Genomic DNA, 20,633 nt, shown 5'->3' with positions numbered 1-20,633 from the left:
CCGCCTGGACTCCCGCGGCGACATCGTCGGGGTGAACGTTGCCCGCAACGTCCTTGTTGTTCAGCGCCCCGTTCACCGCGACCAGCGGGATGCCCTTGGACTTCGCTGTGGCGACCTGCGGGTCCAGCGAATACGCCTGGATAGGAAAGACGATGATCGCATCGACGCCCTGGTTGACCATCGAGTCAACCAGGTCGGCCTGGGTCGACACGTCGAGATTCCGAGTTCCAGACCAATTCGATGCTGTTGGCCTTGGGCGTAGGCCTCCGTGCCTTCCTTGCCCGCGGTGATGAACGAGCTCATGTCATGCACCGAGACGCCGATCCTCTTGGTGTCCTTGTTGGCCGTGGTGTCGCCCGCACCGCAGGCGCTCAGGCCAACGCCGAGCACGCCCGCTGAGGCGATGGCCGCGATCTTGGTTATTACTCTCATCGGTTCTCTCATTTCTGGTTGCAGTGACGTACTTTCGCGCGGACAGAAACTGGGGATCAGATTCGCTTCCTGGAGGACCACACATCGACCGCCACCGCGGCGACGATCCGCACACCCTTGATGACGTCCTGCCATTAGGCGGATATGACGAGAATGTCCAGGCCGTTGTTCAGCGTCATGATCATGAACAGACCCAGCGCCGTGCCCCATACGCTTCCGCGGCCGCCCATCAAGCTGGCCCCGCCGATCACGACGGCGGCGATCGCGTCCAGTTCGTACCCCTGCCCCAGATTCGGCGGGCCCGAGATGACGCGTGAGGCAAGCATCACCCCGGAGAGACCGGCGAGCAGACCCGAGACCGCGTAAACGCTGAAGAGCACGTTCTTGGCATTGATGCCTGCGATCTCGGCGGCGTTGCGGTTGCCACCGACGGCGTAGACGCGCATGCCGTACGTTCTAGGTAGATCTGTGTGCAGAATCCTTCCGCCAACCAAACGAAATGGCACGGACTGCGGGTCAACGAGTGTGACCTAATCAGCACGCCTTGCGCGACAAGCCGATCCACCTCACACCGAGACCACCGGGCGGGCGTGGGCGTTTCCAAGCGACATCGCGTCAATCCCAGAGCTGAGACAACAACTGAGCACTCCCGTTTCCCTAGAAACGAGAACGGCTCTCGGTGTCGGGTCTCGTCGATGGGCTGGTCGGGCGGTTCCGCCGCAACGTCCAAGCCCCAGTGCCCGTCACATCGTTTGCCGAGCGGCATGATCGTTTAGGTCGGGCCGCATCTGTCGGAAGTCCGTGCTCGCGGCCAAACGGCTGCGGGACTGGCTGGTGGGCCGTCGCTTTCACCGGTGGCCCATCGCTATCGCCACCGGCCGAACGGGTCAGGTGAGGTCGAAGCCGCGGTAACCGTTGAGGACGACGTCTGCGCATATTTGCCGGTATGTTGGGGCGCCAGCGAGGAAGGCAACTGACGCTCGCGGTTTGCCGGGGATGTTGGTGCCCATGAACCAGGTGGAGGTTTTCGCCTTGGGGATCAACGTCATCTCAGCGATGGCGTTGACTTGCTCGGTCCACTGTTGTTGAGCATCTGCGGTGGCTTCGAAGGTGGACAGCTCGCGGTCCAGGACGTGTTCGATGGCATTGGCGGCGAATTCGACGTGTTCTTCGATGCACATCACGTTGTTGGCCATCGGTGCGGGGCCCTGCGGACCGAGAATCGTGAATAGGTTCGGGAACCCATGACTGGCGATGCTCAAGTAGGTGCGTGGACCGTCGCGCCACGCGTCCTGCAGAGTCAGCCCGCCCCGCCCGGTGATATTCAGTCTCAGTAGCGGTCCGGTCGCCACGTCGAATCCCGTGGCCAGCACGATCACGTCGAGCTCATACAGGCGCTTGGCAGTGCGCACACCGGCAGTCGTGATTTCTTCGATGGGGGCGTCGCGTACGGTGACGAGGGTGACGTTGTCGCGGTTGAACGTTTCGTAGTAGCCGGTTTCCATCACAGCGCGCTTTGTGCTGAAGGGATAGTCCCTCGGGGTCAGCAGCTCCGCGGTCTCCGGGTTGTGCACGCGTTCGGCGATACGGTCCCGGATGTACTGCGCGGCCGTCTCGTTCGCGTCCTCATCTGTCAGCAGGTCGGCGAAGGTTGATGCGAGGAACTGGAACGCGCCCCGCGCGTAGTACTTGTCGTAGATCTGTTTGCGCTCGGCGTCGTCGACCGCCAGTGCCGACGGGGCGGGAAGGTCGTAGGCTAGCCCGCCGTAAGTCGTATCGGCCAGTTCGCGCATGGCCCGGTACTTTTCAGGCGTCTCCTGGCGTTCCTCCCACGTGCTGAGGCGGTTACGCAGCGGTATGGCGTAGCTCGGGGTGCGTTGGAATACCGTGAGGTGCGCGGCCTGCTCGGCGATCTTCGGAATGACCTGCGCCCCGCTGGTTCCCGTCCCGATCACGCCGACTCGCTTGTTCGTCAGGTCCGCGCCTTCGCTTGGCCACGCATATGTGGTGTACACGGCGCCATCGAAGAGTTTCACGCCGGAGAATTCCGGTTCCTTGGGGGCAGACATCGAGCCGGAGGCGGCGATGACGAACCTTGCTCGACACGTCCTTCCGTCGCCGGTCTGCACTCTCCAGGTTGCCGTGTCATCATCCCAGTCCAGTGAGGTGACCGATGTGTTGAAGTTGATGTCGCGACGCAGATCGAAGCGGTCAGCCACATGACCGAGATAGGACAGGATCTCCGGCTGTGATGGGAACAGTTCGCTCCACTGCCACTCCTGACGCAACTCGGGAGAAAACCGGTACGCATAGTCTTTGGCTTCCATGTCCACCCGGGCTCCGGGATAGCTGTTCCACAGCCACACGCCGCCGACATCGGCCCCACGCTCAAACCCATGGACTCGCAGGCCAAGTCCATCGCGCAACCGATACATCGCATACAGGCCGGAGATCCCGGCACCGATGATCACCACGTCATGGTGATGAGAAGGCATGGATTTCCCTTTCTGGAGGAGGGCGGTATCTTCCAGTCCTGCGTCTCGACCATCCCGCGACAGCGAGACTGTCCCCAGACGATGATTCGAAGGGAAGATAAGTGGGAGCCCACCAAGTGTTATCAACGTCGAACTCCAGGACAGATCATCCGTTAAGTCCAGGAGCCGTATAGCGAGCGCGGATCTCTTCTCGCTGAAAGTGCGGCCGGGCCGCGATATGAGCTGCGGCCAGGACCCCGTCGTGGGGGACGGGACCGGAAAGGCCCCGTCGGGAACCCCCGCGCGGAACGGGTCAATTGTCCTCAAAGGTGCGGCCCTTGTCCCGGGGGAGGAAAGTTGGCGGGGAACAGGCAAGAGTAGGAGAGTCGCACGCACCGCGCCTTAGACCGTATGTGGATCGACCCCCGTTGGGGTGTCTCGGGACTGATTTTTGCCGCGCTGTGGTCGTGGGCAGCTTGTAGCCGCTGGTCTGCCCAGCTTTTCCTGTGATGTTCGGACGGCAGCGCAGGGCCTCGTCGATGCGGTTTTAAGCGCTGCTGCCGACGGACTGCGGACGGAGGGCGCAAAAACACCCCTCTGACTAGGGCTGAAACGGGTTAACCGCGAACTGGATGACGCGGTACGGCGCCTGGGCCCGTGGGCCGGTGTTCCACTGGCTGATGAACACCCGCAGCTCGTCGAGCGTCGACCCCGGCGAGATGTAGCCGCCGTAGGGTTGCGCGAGCGTGTTGTCCTCGGGCGGCGGCAGGTTTTCGGCGGGGTCCGGCCAGCCGCTGGCAAAGACCACCGTCGTGACCGGCGCGGCCCCCAGGCCGGTGGGGTCGTTGGCAACCCTGACCTCCATGTTTCCCGTGGTGGCGTTGAAGTACGACAACACCGTCTTGCCGTCGATCTGGCGCACACTCATCTCGCCGACCCGGTCCGGCCACAGCGGGGTGGGGGTCTTGTTCCATCCGCCGCCAGGACCCGGCACCGACGACCAGCCCTGCCAGCTGGACCGGTCGACGAAGGCCTCGGGCCTGGCCCGGTACAGGACGGCCGGGCCGCTGCGGTCGAAGTTGTTGGCGACGATGTACACCCAGCCGCTATGCGATTCGGACGTCGGGATCGGGTCGTAGTAGCCACTGATCTGCGACTGCCGTCCACCCTGATATCCCCCGTCTCGCTGTGACTTCGGCACCGTCGGCCAGTTGCCCTGCGACGGAATGGCCTTCACCAGTCGTGAACTCCGCGGGACCAGATCCTTCGTGGTGGTGACGAGCAGGTAGTTGTCGCGGTTGATCGACACGATGCCCGCGGGCAACTGGGACGCGCCCGCCGGGGCCGGCTCGCTCAGCAGTGGCTTGTCGATGCCGGTGACGCCGTCGTAGCGCACTCCGCCGGGATCGTCGATGGAGTCGGTTTCGACGTGCAGCGCGATCGGCGCGTGCCAGCCGCCGAAGCCCACACCCTGGCCGGCGAAGCTGTCACCACAGATCTGCAGGATGCCGGTGGGAAATTCCATGAACTCGCACAGGTCGGTAGCACCGATCCCGTAATCGCTGGTGGGCGTGCCTGTTCCGGCCGTCGGCCCGAGGCGGATCACCTGGCCCGGCGCCAACGGCGGCAAAACGGGTTCCGGAATGGGCGCAGGCGGATCGGCGTGTGCCGGTGGACCAGCCAGAATCACGGCGGCCAACGCCGAGATGGACGAAATGACCATGCCTGTCCCATCGAGCCGCACCATGCCGCCCGTACGTTGGTTTCGGCGCACGGGTCGCGGGGTCAGAGCTCGGCGGCCAGCAGCTCGGCGATCTGAATTGTGTTCAGCGCAGCGCCTTTTCGCAGGTTGTCGCCCGACACGAACAGGGCGAGGCCGCGACCGTCGGGAACCCCGGGGTCTTGACGGATGCGTCCGACGAGCGACTCGTCGACACCGGCGGCGGCCAGCGGCGTCGGCACGTCGACGACCTTCACCCCCGGCGCAGCGGCCAGCAGCGACCGCGCATGCTCGACCGACAGTGGCCGGGCGAACTCGGCGTTGATCGACAACGAGTGACCGGTGTAGACCGGCACCCGAACACAAGTGCCGCTCACCAGGAGATCCGGGATACCGAGGATCTTGCGGCTCTCGTTGCGCAGCTTCTGGTCTTCGTCGGTCTCACCCGAATCGTCCTCGACGTACGAACCGGCCAGCGGGATAACGTTGAACGCGATCGGGGCGACGTACTTTTCGGGCGCGGGGAACGGCACCGCACCACCGTCGTGCACCAGATGCTGGCTGTCGTCGACCACCGCGCGCGCCTGGCCGAAGAGTTCCTGGACGCCGGCCAGCCCGCTGCCCGACACCGCCTGGTAGGTGGACGCGATCATCCGGACCAGTTGCGCCTCATCGTGCAACGGCTTGAGCACCGGCATCGCGGCCATGGTGGTGCAGTTCGGGTTGGCGATGATGCCTTTGGGCCGGTTTCGGGCATCGGCGAAGTTGACCTCGCTGACCACCAATGGCACGTCGGGGTCCTTGCGGAACGCCGACGAGTTGTCGATGACGGTGACTCCGGCGGCGGCGAACCGCGGCGCCTGCACCCTCGACATCGTCGCGCCCGCCGAGAACAAGGCGATGTCCAGACCGGCGGGGTCGGCCGTCGCGGCGTCCTCCACCTCGATCTCCTGGCCGCGGAACGACAGCTTCTTGCCCTGGGACCGCGCCGACGCGAAGAACCGCACGCTGGTAGCGGGAAAGTCCCTCTCCTCCAACAGCTTGCGCATTACCTGGCCGACCTGTCCGGTCGCGCCCACCACCCCTATATTGACCATCAGCGTCCCGTTCCCGCGTATACGACGGCGACCTCGTCGCCGCCCAGGCCGAAGGCTTCGTGCAGCGCGACGACCGCCTTGTCGAGTTCGGTGTCCTTGACCAGCACCGAGATTCGAATCTCCGAGGTGGAGATGAGGTCGATGTTCACGCCGACCTCGGCCAGCGCCTCACAAAATTTCGCGGTGACGCCCGGATGGCTGCGCATACCCGCGCCCACCAGCGACACCTTGCCGATGTGGTCGTCGTAGAGCACCTTGGAGAAGCCGATCTCGTCCTGCAGTGCCGTCAGCTTCTCCACCGCACCCGGCCCGCTGTCACGCGAGCAGGTGAACGTGATGTCGGTCTTGCCGTCCTCGATCTTGGAGATGTTCTGCAGGACCATGTCGATGTTCACATCGGCGTCGGCGACGGCGCGGAACACCTTGGCGGCATAGCCGGGCACGTCGGGAAGGCCGACGACGGTCACCTTGGCCTCGCTGCGGTCGTGCGCGACTCCGGTCAGGATGGCGTCTTCCATGGGGATGTCCTCAATCGATCCGGTCACCAGTGTGCCGGGCTTACTTGAATACGACGACCGGACATGTACCGGAACGTTGTAACGACGGGCGTATTCCACGCAGCGCAGCATCAGCACCTTGGCACCGCACGCGGCGAGTTCGAGCATCTCCTCGAACGAGACGGAGTCCATCCGCCTGGCGTTCGGCACAATGCGCGGATCGGCGGTGAAGATGCCGTCGACGTCGGTGTAGATCTCGCAGACGTCGGCGTTCAGTGCCGCGGCCAGGGCGACCGCGGTGGTGTCGGAGCCGCCGCGGCCCAGCGTGGTGACGTCCTTACTGTCCTGGCTGACGCCCTGGAAGCCGGCGACCAGCACGATCAGGCCCAGATCCAGCGCATCCCGCAGCCGGCCCGGGGTGACGTCGATGATCTTGGCGTTGCCGTGGGTACCGGTGGTGATCACCCCGGCTTGGGAGCCCGTGAAGGACCTGGCCTGCGCGCCCAGCGAGTCGATGGCCATCGCGACCAGGGCGTTGGAGATCCGCTCACCCGCGGTCAACAGCATGTCCATCTCACGTGCCGGCGGCGCCGGACACACCTGCCTGGCCAGATCGAGCAGGTCATCGGTGGTGTCTCCCATTGCCGAGACGACGACCACCACGTCGTTGCCGGCTTTCTTGGTCTCGACGATGCGCTCGGCGACGCGACGGATCCGCTCGGCGTCCGAAACCGAGGATCCGCCGTACTTCTGTACGACGAGCGCCACTGCAGAAACCTTTCACGCTGGTTGGCCGTGCCGGCTCGGCCGGCATGGGTCACCCAAGAATAAGGGGTCTGCGCATCTCATTTACTCCGCCGGTAGCGTCAGGATGTGGTCAAGATTCCCGCGACCGGGCCCGCCGACGAGCGCTCGCGCGAGGAGCGAACGACAAACGACGAGCGCTCGCGCGAGGAGCTAACGACAAACGACCGCCGCGCACAGACCCGCGTGCCCATCCATCCCGACATCGCCGCCCGCTGGAGTCCGCGGGCATTCGACCCCGACGCCGCGCTGGCCGCCGACGACCTGGTGGCGGTGCTGGAGGCCGCGCGCTGGGCCGCGACGTGGGGCCACCGCCAGCCGGTGCGCTACCTCGTCGGGGTCCGCGGTGACGCGACGTTCACCGCGATCGCCGACCTGCTCAGGCGGGGCAACAGCTACGCGAAGGCGGCCGGGGCCCTGATCCTCGTCTGCGCCGACGAGGGCGACGACGAGCGCACGGCGCGGTACGCCGCCGTCGATGCGGGTGCTTCCATCGCCCAGCTGACGATCGAGGCGGTCTCGCGAAGGCTCGTCGCCCACCCGATGGGCGGGTTCGACCCCGAAGGCGCCCGGGAAAAGTTCGGAATCCCGGACGGCGTTCGGCCCATCGCCGTGGTCGCGCTCGGGTCGCTGGGCGACTACGGCGCCGCGCCGCCGGAGATCATCGAGCGTGATGCCAAGGGCCGCGAGCGGCTGCCTCTCGACGAGGTGGCGTTCGCGGATTTCTGGGGCAATTCAGCCCGGCTGTAGCCCCGCGTCTTAACGAACACCCTGCGGGTTCGCAGAGACCCTCCGTCGATTCATCGTCCCGTGGTCTGGCGTATAGGTGAACGACGTCCTATGCTTAGTGCAATTCAAAACACTATTTTGCAATGCACAACGGAGATCATGCGCAACAACTCCTCGTCGCTGAGACGGGCACTGACGATCCTCGGTCTGGTTGCCGCGGTCGCGGGCCGCGACAAGGGTGCGAGCCTGGCCGAATTGGCTGACGGCGCCGGGGCGAGCAAAAGCACGGTGCTGAGACTCATCGCGCCGCTGATCGAGCAACGGCTGGTGCGCCAGGAAGACGACGGCACCTACCGGATGGGGATCGGGACGCTGGGGTTGGCCGGCGCCTGCCTGGCCGACCTGGACATCCGCTCCGCCGCGCAACCGACCCTCCGCGACGTCGCCGACGCCACCGGACAGACCGCCCATTTACTGGTGTACAGCGACGGGCGGGTGACCTATGTCGACAAGGTGGTCGGCGCATCGCCGATCCAGATGGCGTCGCGCATCGGGGATACCGGCACGGCGTATTCGACGGCGTCCGGAAAGGCGATGCTGGCGTTCCTGGGCGACGCGGAGTTCGAGCGCGTCGTCGCATTGGGGTTGACGCCGCGCACGCCGTCGACGATCACCGACCCCGCCGAACTCAAGTCGCACCTGGCTGCGGTTCGTGACAGGGGTTGCGCTTTCGACGATCTCGAGAACGAACACGGCATCAGATGCGTCGCAGCGCCGGTGTTCAACCACACCGGCGCATGTGTGGGCGCGGTCAGCGTGTCGGGCCCCGCAGAGCTCATCGCTGCCAACCGCGACGAATACACCAAACGCATCGTGGCAGGCGCACAACGCATTTCGCACGAACTCGGCCACGATACCGCCACCCGGCGCACCTGACGGCCCTCACCGAGGAGGAAATACCCGTGAAGTTCGCGAGAACGCTTCGCAAAGTCATCATCGTCTGCGCCGCAGTCGGCCTGGTGTCAGCGGCGGCCGCATGCACTCCGATGCCCGCGGGCGGCGGCGCCGCTGCCGCCGATTCGGCACTGCGCCACGTGCTGGCCACCGGCACGCTGCGGGTGGCCAGCTGCCTGTCCTTCACGCCGTTCGGCTTCACCAATCCCCAGGGCCAGCCCGACGGGTACGACGTCGACATCGCCAAGGAACTCGCCAAGGACATGGGTGTCAAGCTCGAGGTCGTCGATACCACATCGTCCAACCGAATCCCGAACCTACAGACCAGCAAGGTGGATGTGGTGTTCTGCAACTTCACTCGAACCATGGAGCGGGCCAAGGAGATTGCGTTCACCGACCCCTACGTGGTCGCCACCGAGGGTCTGCTGGTCCGCTCTGGCAGTGGCGTGACGTCGCTGGAGTCGATGAAGGGCCGCACCATCGCCGTGGTCAAGGGCAGCACCAACGCCGACGTGCTCCGTGAACGAGGCATCGATGTGAAGGTCGCCGAATTCGACAGCTCGCAGGCGGCGGTGCTGGCCGTCAAGCAGGGCCAGGCCGATGCGATGGTGGAGGACTCGAACTATCTGCAGTACCAGGCGAAGCTGAACCCTGGCTTGCAGGTGGTGACAAGCAATCTGGTGCCGCTGGAATACAACGCATTCGGCGTCAAGCAGGGCGACCAGGTGTGGGTGGATTACCTCAACCAATTCCTGTTCGACCTGAGTTCGTCGGGTAAGAACCTCGAGCTGTATCGCAAGTGGTTCGGCGTCGATCCGCGCTTCCCACTGCGGCCCACATTCTGAGATCGGATCCTCATGATCGAATATCAATGGCGGATCGTCCTGGCCTATCTGCCGGACTATCTGCACGCCGCGGTCCTGGCGTTGCGCATCACCGTGCTGGGCTTCGTCCTCGCGTTCGCGCTGGCCGTCATTGCAGCGTTGGCCCGTGATTCCGGTTCGCGGGTGTTGCGTTTCGCGGGCGCATGCTACGTCGAGGTCATCCGAAACACCCCGGTGCTGCTGCAGATCTTCATCGTGTATTTCGCGTTTCCCACACTGGGTATCAGGTTGTCGGCCGTGACGGCGGGAATCATTGCACTCGGTGTGAACGTCGGGGCGTACCTCACCGAGGTGGTCCGTGCCGGCTTCTCCTCGGTCGAGCGAGGACAGCTGGAGGCCGCGCAGGTTCTCGGGCTGAGCAGGCTCAGCGTGTTCACCTATATCGTCGCGCCGCAGGCATTGCGCAATGTCTACCCGTCGCTGGTGAACAATCTGGTTCAGGTGCTGTTGGGCACGTCGCTGCTGTCGACGATCGCGGTACCCGAGATCACCGGTGTCGCGACCGTGATCAATGCCCGCACCCTGCTTTTCGTCCAGGTGTTCGGGATTGCCGTGGTCGCCTACCTGATCCTCAGCTACGGCCTGTCGGTCGCGGCGGACGTCATCAGACGGCTGCTGTTCCGGGCGCCGTCGGCCGGACGGCCCGCATCGGGCGCCCCCAAGCGCCGAGCGATTCGCGCAGCGATCGGCGCGCGCCCGTGAACCTCTCGCTGATGTGGGGAAGCCTGCCCATCCTGTGGAGCGGCTTCATCCTGACGCTGGCGCTTTCGGCGGTCTCGATCGCGGGGTCGATGGTGCTCGGCCTGATCGTCGCCGCACTGCGCACCGCGCGTATTCCGCTGGTGCCCATGGTCGCCCGAGCCTATGTCGAGGTGTTCCGCGGATCGCCGATCCCCATCACGCTGCTGTTCGTCTATTTCGGCGCCGCCCTCTACCTCGGTTACAGCGTGAACCTGTTCGTCGCGGCCGCGGTCGGTTTGAGCGTCTACCACAGCGCGTTCGTCGCCGAGATCATCCGTTCCGGCATCGAGGCCGTGCCCGCCGGACAACACGAGGCGGCACAGATCCTCGGCCTCAAAGCGCATCAGATCTTCCGCTGGGTGGTGCTGCCCCAGACTGTGAAGATCGCGTTGCCGCCATTGATCGGCCAGTGCATCTCCCTGATCAAGGACACCTCGATCGCCTCGATCATCGGCCTGGTCGAGTTGATGAAAGCCGGCCAGTCCATCGTCGATCGGACCAGTGATCCGTTGTCGATCTACCTCACCGTCGCGGTCTTCTACTTCGCCCTGTGTTATCCGCTGTCGGTCTGGGTGACCCGTAAGCAACGAAAGGTCGTTCACCAGTGACTAATCCGGTTATCAACGACATCGGCCGTGACATCCGGCTGTCGGGGGTGAGCAAGTCCTTCGGCGACCTGCAGGTGCTCACCGACGTCACACTCGACGTGTCCGACGGCGAGGTCGTCGTACTGATCGGTGCATCCGGGTCCGGCAAGAGCACCCTGCTGCGCATCATGAGCGGACTCGAGACCGCCACTGCCGGTGAGGTGACCGTCGGCGGTGTGCCCATGCACGACCCGAAACGTGCACCAGAGATCCGCGGGCACGTCGGGATGGTCTTCCAGCAGTTCAACCTCTTCCCTCACCTCAACGCGCTGGGCAACGTGACGCTCGCACTGCGCAAGGTGTACAAGATGTCCAAGGACGACGCCCGTGCGAAGGGCATCGAGGTGCTGACGCGGGTCGGGATGGCCGACAGGGCCGAGCACTACCCCAGCCAGTTGTCGGGTGGTCAGCAGCAGCGCGTCGCGATCGCCCGCGCACTGGCCGTCAATCCCCGCATCATCTTCTTCGACGAGGCGACCTCCGCACTCGATCCCGAACTCGTCGGCGAGGTCACCAACGTGATGCGGAGCCTCGCCGGCGAGGGGATGACCATGGTGGTGGTCACCCATGAGATGGGATTCGCCCGCCGTACCGCCGACCGCGTGGTCTACATGGCCGACGGCGTCATCGCCGAGCAGGGACCACCCGAAGCACTGCTGTCGAATCCCCAGAATCCCAAGACGATTCAGTTCCTCAGCAAGGTGACCGACCAGTGAGTGCCGGCCGACCACCCGCAGCGGTCGGTCCGCTGACGACCATCACGGGCGACCGGGTGGTCAGTGTGGTACGGGCGAAGCGAGCATTCGATATCGGATCACTGGTCGCGGCGCTGACCGGCGGTGGGATCCGCGCGGTCGAACTCACGCTGACCACACCCGGGATCCTTGCCGAGTTGGCCGCCACCGACCTGTCGCCCGTACCGGGAGCCGTGCTCGGCGTGGGCACCGTGTTCACCGCCGAACAGGCCGATGACGCAATCGATGCCGGGGCCAGGTTCCTGGTCACCCCGTCCGTATCCGAAGGCGTCGCACATGCGGCCGCCGCCCGCGACGTGCCGGTCATCATGGGCGCGCTGTCCCCGACCGAGGTGCGCGCAGCGCTCGACCTGGGTGCCGCCGCGATCAAGATCTTTCCCGCCCGGGCGGTCGGCCCTGACTACCTGCGTGATCTGCACGGACCGTTCCCCGGCACCGCGCTGATACCGTCCGGCGGGGTCAACGCCGGCAATGCCGCCGCTTACCTGCGGGCAGGTGCGGTTGCGGTGACGGCGGGAACCGATGTGGTCGCACCGCATCTCGTGACGGGCGGCCAATGGGCCGCCATCAGCGAACGAGCCGCGACATTCGTCGCGGCGATCGCCGATCAGGATGGGAGGTAGCGCGATGGACCACAACCTGCTGGACCGGCTGAGCCGGACCGTGCTAGGACCCGAACACAAGTCGATCCCGGCGGCGGCCTGGGGTGTCACGGTCGACGACTTCCTGGCGGGCGAACCGGTGCTGTCACAGTTCGCCACACCGCTGGTGACCCTCGATGCCGCGAACCTGACACACAACACCGACGCCATGGCGCAATGGGCCGCCGCGCAGGGCATGCTGCTCGCCCCGCACGGCAAAACCACCATGGCGCCTCAGCTTTGGCAGCGCCAACTCGATGCGGGCGCCTGGGCCATCACACTGGCCACCCCGTGGCAGGCCCAGGTTGCCCAGCGGTTCGGCGTCAACCGCATCATGCTCGCCAACACGCTGGTTGATGCCGTCAGCGCAGGCTGGCTGATCGACCAGTTGCGTGCCGACCCTGGATTCGAGTTCTACTGCTGGGCCGACTCGGTGACCAGCGTCGAGCTGTTGGCCCGCATACTCGCCGAGGCCGGCGAATGCCCGCGACCGGTCAACGTGCTGGTGGAATTCGGTGCCGCCGGCGGACGTTGCGGGGCACGCACCCTCGACGAGGCGATCGCGGTCGGGCAGGCGATCGCCCGGTCGCCGCGGCTGGCGCTGGCCGGGGTCGCGGGATACGAGGGTGCACTCGGCCACGACCGGTCCGCCGGGGCCGTCGAACGGATTACCGCCTACCTGGACGAGCTGGGCCGGCTGCACACCGCGCTGGCCGGGTTGATGACCCCCGAGTCGCTGATCACCGCGGGTGGCAGCGCATACCCGGATCTCGTCGCCGCGGCTCTCCGTGCTCACCGCAACGATACGGTGCGAATTGTGCTGCGCTCCGGGGCCTACATCACCCACGACGACGGCTTCTACTCGCACATCTCGCCGTTCGCCGACGCCGTCGACCCCGGCAATCCCGTTCACCTGCGCTCCGCGATACACGGCTGGGCGCGGGTGACGTCCAAACCCGAAACCGACCTGGCCCTGCTGGATGCGGGAAAGCGGGACCTGCCCTACGACGAAGGCCTGCCCGTCGTCCAGTACGCCCGCAACGATCGCGCGTCCGAACCGGTCGCCACGGGTCCGGTCGCCGCGATGAACGATCAGCACACGTTCGTCAGGGGTGACCCGGCGCGCAACCTGGAGATTGGCGATGTCGTGCGGCTCGGCCTGTCCCATCCGTGCACCACATTCGACAAGTGGCGGCTGATCCCGGTTATCGCCGATCACACGCACGCCGATCCGGCAATCGTGGAGTTCATCCACACCTTCTTCTGATCAACATCGAAACAAACTGGAGCGCAGCACCGTTGGTCTCCACCTCGGCATCTGCCACGCCGCACATCACGTGTATCGGCGAGGCACTGATCGTCCTGTCCGCACAACACGGCCCGCTGGAGACGGCGGCGACTTTCACCCGCGGCGCCGCCGGCGCCGAAGTCAACGTTGCGACCACCCTGGCGGCACTCGGGATGGCGACATCGGTCATCACACGGGTCGGTGACGACGGATTCGGACGCTATCTGACGGCGCACCTGGCCGAGGCGGGCGTCGACACCACCTCGATCGTGGTCGATCCGATCCGCCCGACCGGCCTGTACATCAAGGAACGCGGGGGCGGAAGCGCCCACCCCAACGACCTTCCCGTCGCGGAGTCGCGGATGCGGTACTACCGCCGCGACTCCGCAGGCGCCGCGCTCGCCGTCGACGACCTGAATCGCCCGCCGGTAGCTCGAGTTCTGCGTCACACCAATTTGATCCACATCAGCGGCATCACACCGGCCCTGTCAGACACCTCCCGCAGACTGGTCACGCAACTCATGCACGGTGGGCGACGGTGCAGCTTCGACCTGAACCACCGGCCCGCTCTGTGGCCGGACACGCAAAGCGCTGCCGATACCCTCGCCGACTGCGTGCGGTCCAGCAGTATCGTGCTGATGGGTCTCGACGAGGCAGCTGCGGTGTTCGGAACCGCCTCGCCCGGCCGGATCCGCAACGAGTTTCCCGAACCGGAATACCTCGTTGTCAAGAACGACGCCCATCACGTCATCGGCTTCCACCGGAACGTCGCCGTCGAAGTTCCGTCGCTCACCGTCGACGTGGTCGAGAAGATCGGTGCCGGCGACGCCTTCGCGGGCGGCTTCCTGGCCGGCGTCATCACCGGCAAGGACATGGAACACGCACTGCGGATGGGCCACATCTGCGCGGCCAGCACCCTGTCCACCGTCGGCGACGCCGCCGCACCGCCCCCGACAGAACTCACCCGGTTGCTCGGTCTCGACAAGGAGCAATGGCGCTCAGCGCAATTCACTCAACCACTAATCCGATGACCACGAAAGGGATACCGAACACCATGTCCGACAAGACGGCAATCCTCACCCCGCACGCTCCGGCGCCCGCGCACTCCTTCTCCCAGGGCGTCCGCAAGGGGCCTTTCGTCCAGGTCTCCGGGCAGGGACCGGTCGACCCCGTCACCAACGAGTACGTCCACCTCGGCGACCTCACCGGGCAGACCCGGAGGACCCTGGCCAATGTGGCGGCCATCGTCGAAGCCGCGGGGGCCACCTTCGCCGACATCGTCATGCTCCGCGTCTACCTCACCAAGCGGGAGGACTTCGCCGAGATGAACGCTGCCTACCAGGAGTTTGTCGCCGAGCGCAGCGGGCAGGCCGCTCTGCCCTGCCGCACCACCGTATTCACCGGCCTGCCGCGGGAGGAGATGCTGATCGAGATCGACGCCCTGGCGATCACCTGACCACCCGCCGACCGACCAGTCCGCACGGATTCGCTACGAACTGCACTGATTGAGAACATCTTTCGTCGCGCTGTGCACGATGCGCACAGGCAGTGCACATCGCGTTGCCAGCGGGGTAGCGTCCCGCTGCGGGTAGTGAGCCAGCTCACGCCGTCGCATCGGGGTGTCGCGTGGAAGGGAACAGCATGGCGGGGAATGGATCGACCACAGAGGCCGGTCAGGGTCGAGGAAATCTGCCCCGGGCCATGATGACCGGCGCGCAGCGGCGGCGCGTCGCGGCGGCATCGGTGGTCGGGTCCGTGTTGGAGTGGTATGACTTCTTTCTGTTCGGGGCATCGGCCGCACTGGTCTTCAACAAGGTGTTCTTCACCGGGGAGTCCGAATTCGTCGCCACGTTGGCCTCGTTCGCGACGTTTGCGGTGGGCTTTGCCGCCCGACCGGTCGGCGGCCTGATCCTGGCCCACTTCGGCGACAAGATCGGCCGAAAGCCGATCATGATGACCACGCTGGTGTTGATGGGCGTGGGCACGTTGCTCATCGGCCTGTTGCCCACCTACAACCAGATCGGTTTCTGGGCTCCCGTCTTGCTGGTCTGCCTGCGCATCGTGCAGGGCCTCGGCGTCGGAGCCGAACTGGGCGGCGCCTACGTCTGGACGACGGAGGCCGCGACGCCGACCACCAGGGGGTTCTACGCGGCGCTGCCGGGCGGCGGCGAGTTCATCGGCGTCGTGCTGGCGGCCGGGGCGATGTCGCTGGCGGCGTCCCTACCCGAGCAGCAGTTTCTGTCCTACGGTTGGCGGCTGCCGTACATCGCCTCCATGGTCGTCGCGGTCGCCGGGCTGGTGCTGCGTTACGTCACCCAGGAGAGCCCGGTGTTCGAGGAGGCGGTGGCCGACGGCCGCAAGAAGTCTCGGCCGCTGCAGGAGGTGCTGCGTAGCCACAAGCGCACGGTGCTGTTGATGATCGGGGCCGGCGCGGCAACCGCGATCGCGTCGTATTCCATCCAGGGATACCTCCCCGCCTACACCAGCCAGCAATTGAAGCTTCCCGCCAATACCGCTGTCATCGCGATCACCGTGGCCTCGGCGATCTCGGTCGTCGGTGTGCCGTTCGGCGGCTGGCTGTCCGACCGGGTGGGTCGCAGGCCGCTGATGATCGGCGGCGGTATCGCGATCGCCGTCTTCGCCGTTCCGTTCTGGCTGATGGTCGGGACGCGCTCGCTGCCGATGATCGTGCTGGCCGTGGCGATCGGTTTCGCAATCATCCTGAACTCCATGATCTTCGGACCGGCTGGCTCGTTCTACTCCGAACAGCTGCCCACCGAGGTGCGGTTCTCCGGGCTGGTATTGGCGCGTGAAGCCACCGCGGTGGTGTTCTCGGGCACGGCACCGTTCATCGCCACACTGCTCGTCCACATGGCCGGCGGGCGCCCCTGGATCCTGGCCGGCTACATGGCGGCCTCCGGGCTGGTGACCGCGGTGTGCACCTACACGCTGGCCGAGACCGCGCCACGCGCCCTGCGCCGGGCGGCGATCCAGGCCGGGGCCAGCGATGGCAGCGTGCCCATCGACGTCGAGTATGCCGAGGTACGTTGAATACGGTGAACGGCAAGGGCGACGTCGTCTGCATCGGTGAGTCGATGGTCCTGGTGACCCCGATGAACGGGCAGCGGCTGGCCGACGCGCGGTGTGCGGCGCTCACCGTCGCGGGTGCCGAGTCGACGGTGGCGCTCTATCTCGCCGATCTCGGTCACCGCGCGCGCTGGCTGAGCCGGGTCGGCGCCGACCCGCTGGGCGATCACGTATTGCACGAGATCGGCCGTGGCGGAGTTGATGTCGGCCTTGTGGTGCGGGATCCACAGGCGCCGACCGGGGTGTACTTCAAGGACCCCGCGCCGGCAGCCACCAGCGTGTACTACTACCGGGCCGGCTCCGCCGCCTCGCGGCTGTCGCAGGCCGACCTGCAGCGTCTCGACCCGACGACCACCGCCGTCGTGCATCTTTCCGGTATCACGCCCGCACTGTCGCCGACGTGCCGAGCGATGGCCGAGCGGGCGTTCACCATCGCCGGGGCAGCGGGTGTGCTGCGCTCCTTCGACGTCAACCACCGCGCGGCCTTGTGGCACGCCACCGACGCGGGTCCGGCGCTGTTGGAGTTCGCCCGCCGGGCCGACATTGTGTTCGTCGGCCTAGACGAGGCCAACCGCATTTGGGACGTTCGCACACCCGAGGAGGTGCGCGAGCATGTGGGCACCGGACGCACTCTGGTGGTGAAGGACTCCGACGTCGGCGCCACCGCCTTCGCCGACGGTGCGCACGCCTTCGTCCCCGCCGACGCGGTCGAGGTCGTCGAGCCGGTGGGCGCCGGGGATGCCTTCGCCGCGGGATACCTGTCAGGTCTGCTCCGCGGCTGGGATCAGCCGGCCCGGCTGCGGCTCGGACACCGCGTCGCCGCCTTGGCGCTACGCACCATGGCCGATCACGCGGACGCGTCGGCGCTGCGTGCAGTTGCCCCAACCGAATTGGAGGGTGGTTCGTGACACAGGCAGTCGAACGCGCGATCTCGATTCTGGAAATTCTCAGCAGCGGGCCGCAACATCCGCAGCTGGTGGCCGAACGCATCGACGTACACCGCACGACCGCGCTGCGGCTCATCCAGGATCTCGTCAACGGTGGGCTGGCGCGGCGCAACGAGGACGGCACCTTTTCGGTGGGTTACCGGCTGGCCGGGCTCGCGCAGGCGGCGCTGGAACAGTTCGATCTGCGTGCGATCGCCCATCCGCATCTGCGTGAGCTGTGTGGCGAACTCGGTGTCACGGTGCACATCGCGACGGTGGTGAACGGATCGATTGTGTACGCCGACAAGATCGAACCGCACGGCAAGGTGCGGTTGTACTCCCAGATCGGCAAACCGGTGAAAATCCACGCCTCGGGGGTGGGAAAAGCCGTGCTCGCCTTCATGTCTCCCGAGGAGCGCCGAATGGTGCTGTCTGGCTATACATTCGAGCGTTTCACCGCGGCCACCATCGTCGGCCGGGAGGCGTTCGCCGCGGAACTGGCGCGGATCCGGCGCAATGGCTACTCCACCGATGACGGTGAGTACGAGAGCTTCGTCAACTGCATCGGCTACCCGGTGCCCGACGCCACGGGCCGGGTGCGCACCGCGATCTCGGCGACCGCGATCAAGGCCGACCGCAACCTCGCGGCGTTGCGCGCCGGGCTGCCGCAGGTCCGCCGCACCGCGGAGGCCATCGCCGCCGAACTGGGCTGGGTCCGATGAGCGCGGCAACCGACGAGCTTTTCGACGCCGGATTCGCCAGCCTGCCGTTGATGGCGATCCTGCGCGGCTTCACCCCGTCCCGCACAGTCGAAGTATGTTCCCGCGCTTGGGATCTCGGTATTACCCTGGTCGAGGTGCCGGTGCAGTCCGATGACGCGATCGAGGCGTTACGGTTGGCGGTCCGCGCCGGTGCCGCGCGCGGCGCGATGGTCGGGGCGGGCACTGTGACATCGGCGCCCCGGGTGGCGGCAGCCGCCGCGGCGGGCGCGGCGTTCACCGTCGCTCCGGGGTTCTCCCGAACGGTGGCCGAGGCGTCTCTGGCGGCGGGTATGCCGCACCTGCCGGGTGTCGCCACCTCGTCCGAGATCCAACAGGCGCACGAGCTGGGACTGACGTGGCTCAAGGCCTTTCCGGCCGCCGAACTGGGTACGGGCTGGTTCGCCGCGATGCGGGGGCCGTTCCCCGACATCCGTCTCGTCGCGACCGGCGGCATGACGCTCGAGAACACCGCGCAGTTCCTGGCGGCGGGCGCGACGGCCGTATCACTGGGTTCCGCGCTGGCCGACGAGGATCAATTCGCCGCGTTGCCGGGCCTGGTGGCGCAGCTGCAGTCCGGAGGTGCACGGTGAAGATCGTCGAGCTCGAAACGTTTCTGGTCCCGCCCCGCTGGTGCTTCCTGGCGATCCACACCGACGAAGGGATCACCGGATGGGGTGAACCCGTGGTGGAGGGCCGGGCGGCGACGGTGGCCACCGCAGTCCACGAGCTATCCGAATACCTTGTCGGATCCGACCCGTTCCGCATCGAGGATCACTGGCAGGTGATGACCAAGGGCGGTTTCTACCGTGGCGGTGCGGTGCTGGCCAGCGCGGTCGCCGGCGTCGATCAGGCGCTGTGGGATCTCAAGGGAAAGGCGCTGGGCGTCCCGGTCTTCGAGCTGCTGGGCGGGGCGGTGCGCGACCGGATGCGCACGTATTGCTGGGTGGGGGGCGACGACCCTGCAGAGGCCGCCGAGCAGGCACTGGCGAAGAAGTCGCAGGGCTTCGACGCCGTCAAGATGAACGGTTCGGGCCCGATGCTTGGACTGGAATCGAGGGCCGCGATCGACGGTGTGGTGGCCCGGGTCGCAGCGGTGCGAGATGCCGTCGGCGACGATTTCGACATTGCCGTCGACTTTCACGGCCGCACCTCGCCCGCAGTTGCCCGGGAGGCGTGCCGGCTGCTGGAACCCCTTCACCCGTTTTTCGTCGAGGAACCGGTGGTCCCGGAACTCTCGGCCGACCTAGCCAAGATCTGCGCGTCGACCACCGTGCCGATCGCGACCGGTGAACGGCTCTACTCGCGGTGGGATTTTCGCGATGTGCTCGGTATGGGGATCGCCGTCGCCCAACCCGATGTCTCGCATGCCGGCGGTATCTCCGAAAGCCGCCGGATCGCCGCGGCGGCCGAGACCTATGGCGTGTCGCTGGCGCCGCACTGCCCGCTCGGCCCCATTGCGTTCGCGGCCTGCCTGCAGCTCGATTTCACCACCCCCAACGCACTGATCCAGGAGACCAGCCTGGGCATTCATTATCACGAGGGGTCATCGGATCTGCTGGATTATCTGGTGGACCCGAGTGTCTTCGAATTCCGGGACAGCTCCGTCGCGCTACTGACGGGTCCCGGCCTCGGCATCGAGGTCGACCAGGCCGCGGTGCGGCGTGCCGCGGAATCCCCTCACTCCTGGCGAAATCCCTTGTGGCGCCATGCCGATGGTTCGTTCGCGGAATGGTGAACTGAGCCACCTTCCGACCTATCCGACCAGCGCATCGAACGACGTCACCGACTGGCCCAACGAACGGGCGCTCAGCGCCCGGAGGGCTCGTCGCTCGACGATCTCGAGGTGTTCGACGATGGTGCCCATCACCCCATGTCGCCCTCCGGGTGGTGGCGGGCTGGCCTCGAGGTCCTTCCACTGTGACCGCAGGACGGCCAGCCGGTCCTTTTCGTACCGAAGCCCCTCGGTATCGAGGATTCGGCTGACGCCACGGAGTTCGACGACGATGCGCAGCTCGCAGAGATCGCGTTCGTCGGAGACCGGATACGGGCGGTACCCGTCGCTGCATACGATGCGGTATACGTGTTGCCCGACCGTGTCTGTCCGTGAACGCCCGTTACGGAGTGCTCACAGCGTGGCCCGTCCACACGTTTACGTGCCCGAAACACCAGAAGCCTGTCCACGTAACAGAAACATCG

General features: G+C 66.2%; 19 protein-coding genes and 2 pseudogenes. 15 read left to right on the top strand and 6 right to left on the bottom strand.

Translation table 11 applies throughout. The annotated features are described in order from the left end of the window. Positions 1-4 precede the first annotated feature (4 nt). From ACVWWN_RS07775 to ACVWWN_RS07750, 6 genes and pseudogenes are all read right to left on the bottom strand, one after another. Positions 5-432: pseudogene (locus ACVWWN_RS07775) on the bottom strand (substrate-binding domain-containing protein); the annotation flags it as partial. Positions 433-488: 56 nt separating this feature from the next. Continuing rightward, a pseudogene (locus ACVWWN_RS07770) lies at positions 489-887 on the bottom strand (ABC transporter permease subunit); the annotation flags it as partial. 432 nt (positions 888-1,319) lie between these two features. Then, the gene (locus tag ACVWWN_RS07765; RefSeq protein ID WP_457143374.1) at positions 1,320-2,927 is read right to left on the bottom strand and encodes a flavin-containing monooxygenase; all 1,608 of its coding nucleotides are present in this window, start codon (positions 2,925-2,927) and stop codon (positions 1,320-1,322) included. A 580-nt stretch (positions 2,928-3,507) separates the two neighbouring features. Continuing rightward, on the bottom strand, positions 3,508-4,629 hold the full coding sequence (locus ACVWWN_RS07760; RefSeq protein WP_457143373.1) for a DUF4185 domain-containing protein: 1,122 nt from the start codon (positions 4,627-4,629) through the stop codon (positions 3,508-3,510). 62 nt (positions 4,630-4,691) lie between these two features. Beyond that, positions 4,692-5,723 carry an aspartate-semialdehyde dehydrogenase gene (locus ACVWWN_RS07755; protein WP_457143372.1) on the bottom strand — a complete coding sequence of 344 codons (1,032 nt, stop codon included), beginning with the start codon at positions 5,721-5,723 and terminating at the stop codon, positions 4,692-4,694. Beyond that, on the bottom strand, positions 5,723-6,988 hold the full coding sequence (locus ACVWWN_RS07750; protein ID WP_457143371.1) for an aspartate kinase: 1,266 nt from the start codon (positions 6,986-6,988) through the stop codon (positions 5,723-5,725). Before ACVWWN_RS07750 ends, ACVWWN_RS07755 begins: the two co-directional genes overlap by 1 nt. Positions 6,989-7,210: 222 nt before the next feature. Here ACVWWN_RS07750 and ACVWWN_RS07745 point away from each other — a divergent pair, with 222 nt between their 5' ends. From ACVWWN_RS07745 to dgoD, 15 genes are all read left to right on the top strand, one after another. Next, complete coding sequence (locus tag ACVWWN_RS07745; protein ID WP_457149041.1) at positions 7,211-7,774, top strand: nitroreductase family protein; 564 nt, start codon at positions 7,211-7,213, stop codon at positions 7,772-7,774. 138 nt (positions 7,775-7,912) lie between these two features. Beyond that, positions 7,913-8,689: an IclR family transcriptional regulator gene (locus ACVWWN_RS07740; RefSeq protein WP_457143370.1), complete on the top strand. Its 777-nt coding sequence runs from the start codon at positions 7,913-7,915 to the stop codon at positions 8,687-8,689. 26 nt (positions 8,690-8,715) lie between these two features. Beyond that, positions 8,716-9,552 (top strand): ABC transporter substrate-binding protein, encoded by an 837-nt coding sequence (locus ACVWWN_RS07735; protein WP_457143369.1) that lies wholly within the window; start codon positions 8,716-8,718, stop codon positions 9,550-9,552. Positions 9,553-9,564: 12 nt separating this feature from the next. Beyond that, complete coding sequence (locus tag ACVWWN_RS07730) at positions 9,565-10,293, top strand: amino acid ABC transporter permease (RefSeq protein ID WP_457143368.1); 729 nt, start codon at positions 9,565-9,567, stop codon at positions 10,291-10,293. Positions 10,294-10,304: 11 nt separating this feature from the next. Beyond that, entirely contained in the window at positions 10,305-10,940 is a 636-nt protein-coding gene (locus ACVWWN_RS07725) for an amino acid ABC transporter permease (protein ID WP_457143367.1), read from the top strand. Continuing rightward, positions 10,937-11,695, top strand: coding sequence for an amino acid ABC transporter ATP-binding protein (locus tag ACVWWN_RS07720; RefSeq protein WP_457143366.1), 759 nt, complete (start codon positions 10,937-10,939; stop codon positions 11,693-11,695). Before ACVWWN_RS07725 ends, ACVWWN_RS07720 begins: the two co-directional genes overlap by 4 nt. Then, positions 11,692-12,357, top strand: a complete 666-nt coding sequence (locus tag ACVWWN_RS07715; protein WP_457143365.1) for a bifunctional 4-hydroxy-2-oxoglutarate aldolase/2-dehydro-3-deoxy-phosphogluconate aldolase — start codon at positions 11,692-11,694, stop codon at positions 12,355-12,357. Before ACVWWN_RS07720 ends, ACVWWN_RS07715 begins: the two co-directional genes overlap by 4 nt. 4 nt (positions 12,358-12,361) lie before the next feature. After that, on the top strand, positions 12,362-13,642 hold the full coding sequence (locus ACVWWN_RS07710; protein WP_457143364.1) for an alanine racemase: 1,281 nt from the start codon (positions 12,362-12,364) through the stop codon (positions 13,640-13,642). 32 nt (positions 13,643-13,674) lie between these two features. Continuing rightward, positions 13,675-14,694, top strand: a complete 1,020-nt coding sequence (locus ACVWWN_RS07705) for a sugar kinase (RefSeq protein ID WP_457143363.1) — start codon at positions 13,675-13,677, stop codon at positions 14,692-14,694. 23 nt (positions 14,695-14,717) lie between these two features. Beyond that, complete coding sequence (locus tag ACVWWN_RS07700; RefSeq protein ID WP_457149040.1) at positions 14,718-15,119, top strand: RidA family protein; 402 nt, start codon at positions 14,718-14,720, stop codon at positions 15,117-15,119. Positions 15,120-15,304: 185 nt separating this feature from the next. Then, a complete protein-coding gene (locus ACVWWN_RS07695) occupies positions 15,305-16,714 on the top strand; it encodes an MFS transporter (protein WP_457143362.1) in 1,410 nt (469 codons plus the stop codon). 5 nt (positions 16,715-16,719) lie between these two features. Then, a complete protein-coding gene (locus ACVWWN_RS07690) occupies positions 16,720-17,658 on the top strand; it encodes a sugar kinase (protein WP_457143361.1) in 939 nt (312 codons plus the stop codon). Beyond that, positions 17,655-18,398, top strand: a complete 744-nt coding sequence (locus ACVWWN_RS07685) for an IclR family transcriptional regulator (RefSeq protein ID WP_457143360.1) — start codon at positions 17,655-17,657, stop codon at positions 18,396-18,398. Before ACVWWN_RS07690 ends, ACVWWN_RS07685 begins: the two co-directional genes overlap by 4 nt. Beyond that, positions 18,395-19,027, top strand: a complete 633-nt coding sequence (locus tag ACVWWN_RS07680; RefSeq protein ID WP_457143359.1) for a bifunctional 4-hydroxy-2-oxoglutarate aldolase/2-dehydro-3-deoxy-phosphogluconate aldolase — start codon at positions 18,395-18,397, stop codon at positions 19,025-19,027. The genes ACVWWN_RS07685 and ACVWWN_RS07680 overlap by 4 nt, the downstream gene beginning before the upstream one ends. Continuing rightward, the gene (gene dgoD / locus ACVWWN_RS07675) at positions 19,024-20,172 is read left to right on the top strand and encodes a galactonate dehydratase (protein ID WP_457143358.1); all 1,149 of its coding nucleotides are present in this window, start codon (positions 19,024-19,026) and stop codon (positions 20,170-20,172) included. The genes ACVWWN_RS07680 and dgoD overlap by 4 nt, the downstream gene beginning before the upstream one ends. Positions 20,173-20,633 lie beyond the last annotated feature (461 nt).

This window comes from Mycobacterium sp. URHB0021 (assembly GCF_054057895.1).
The sequence above is the reverse complement of the archived record's forward strand: the minus strand, read 5'-3'. Positions and strand labels throughout refer to the sequence as shown.

Coding starts and splice junctions, on each gene's coding strand:
- ACVWWN_RS07765 (WP_457143374.1), bottom strand. CDS start 2,927: ATGCCTTCTCATCACCATGACGTGGTGATCATCGGTGCCGGGATCTCC.
- ACVWWN_RS07760 (WP_457143373.1), bottom strand. CDS start 4,629: ATGGTCATTTCGTCCATCTCGGCGTTGGCCGCCGTGATTCTGGCTGGT.
- ACVWWN_RS07755 (WP_457143372.1), bottom strand. CDS start 5,723: ATGGTCAATATAGGGGTGGTGGGCGCGACCGGACAGGTCGGCCAGGTA.
- ACVWWN_RS07740 (WP_457143370.1), top strand. CDS start 7,913: ATGCGCAACAACTCCTCGTCGCTGAGACGGGCACTGACGATCCTCGGT.
- ACVWWN_RS07730 (WP_457143368.1), top strand. CDS start 9,565: ATGATCGAATATCAATGGCGGATCGTCCTGGCCTATCTGCCGGACTAT.
- ACVWWN_RS07725 (WP_457143367.1), top strand. CDS start 10,305: ATGTGGGGAAGCCTGCCCATCCTGTGGAGCGGCTTCATCCTGACGCTG.
- ACVWWN_RS07710 (WP_457143364.1), top strand. CDS start 12,362: ATGGACCACAACCTGCTGGACCGGCTGAGCCGGACCGTGCTAGGACCC.
- ACVWWN_RS07700 (WP_457149040.1), top strand. CDS start 14,718: ATGTCCGACAAGACGGCAATCCTCACCCCGCACGCTCCGGCGCCCGCG.
- ACVWWN_RS07695 (WP_457143362.1), top strand. CDS start 15,305: ATGGCGGGGAATGGATCGACCACAGAGGCCGGTCAGGGTCGAGGAAAT.
- ACVWWN_RS07680 (WP_457143359.1), top strand. CDS start 18,395: ATGAGCGCGGCAACCGACGAGCTTTTCGACGCCGGATTCGCCAGCCTG.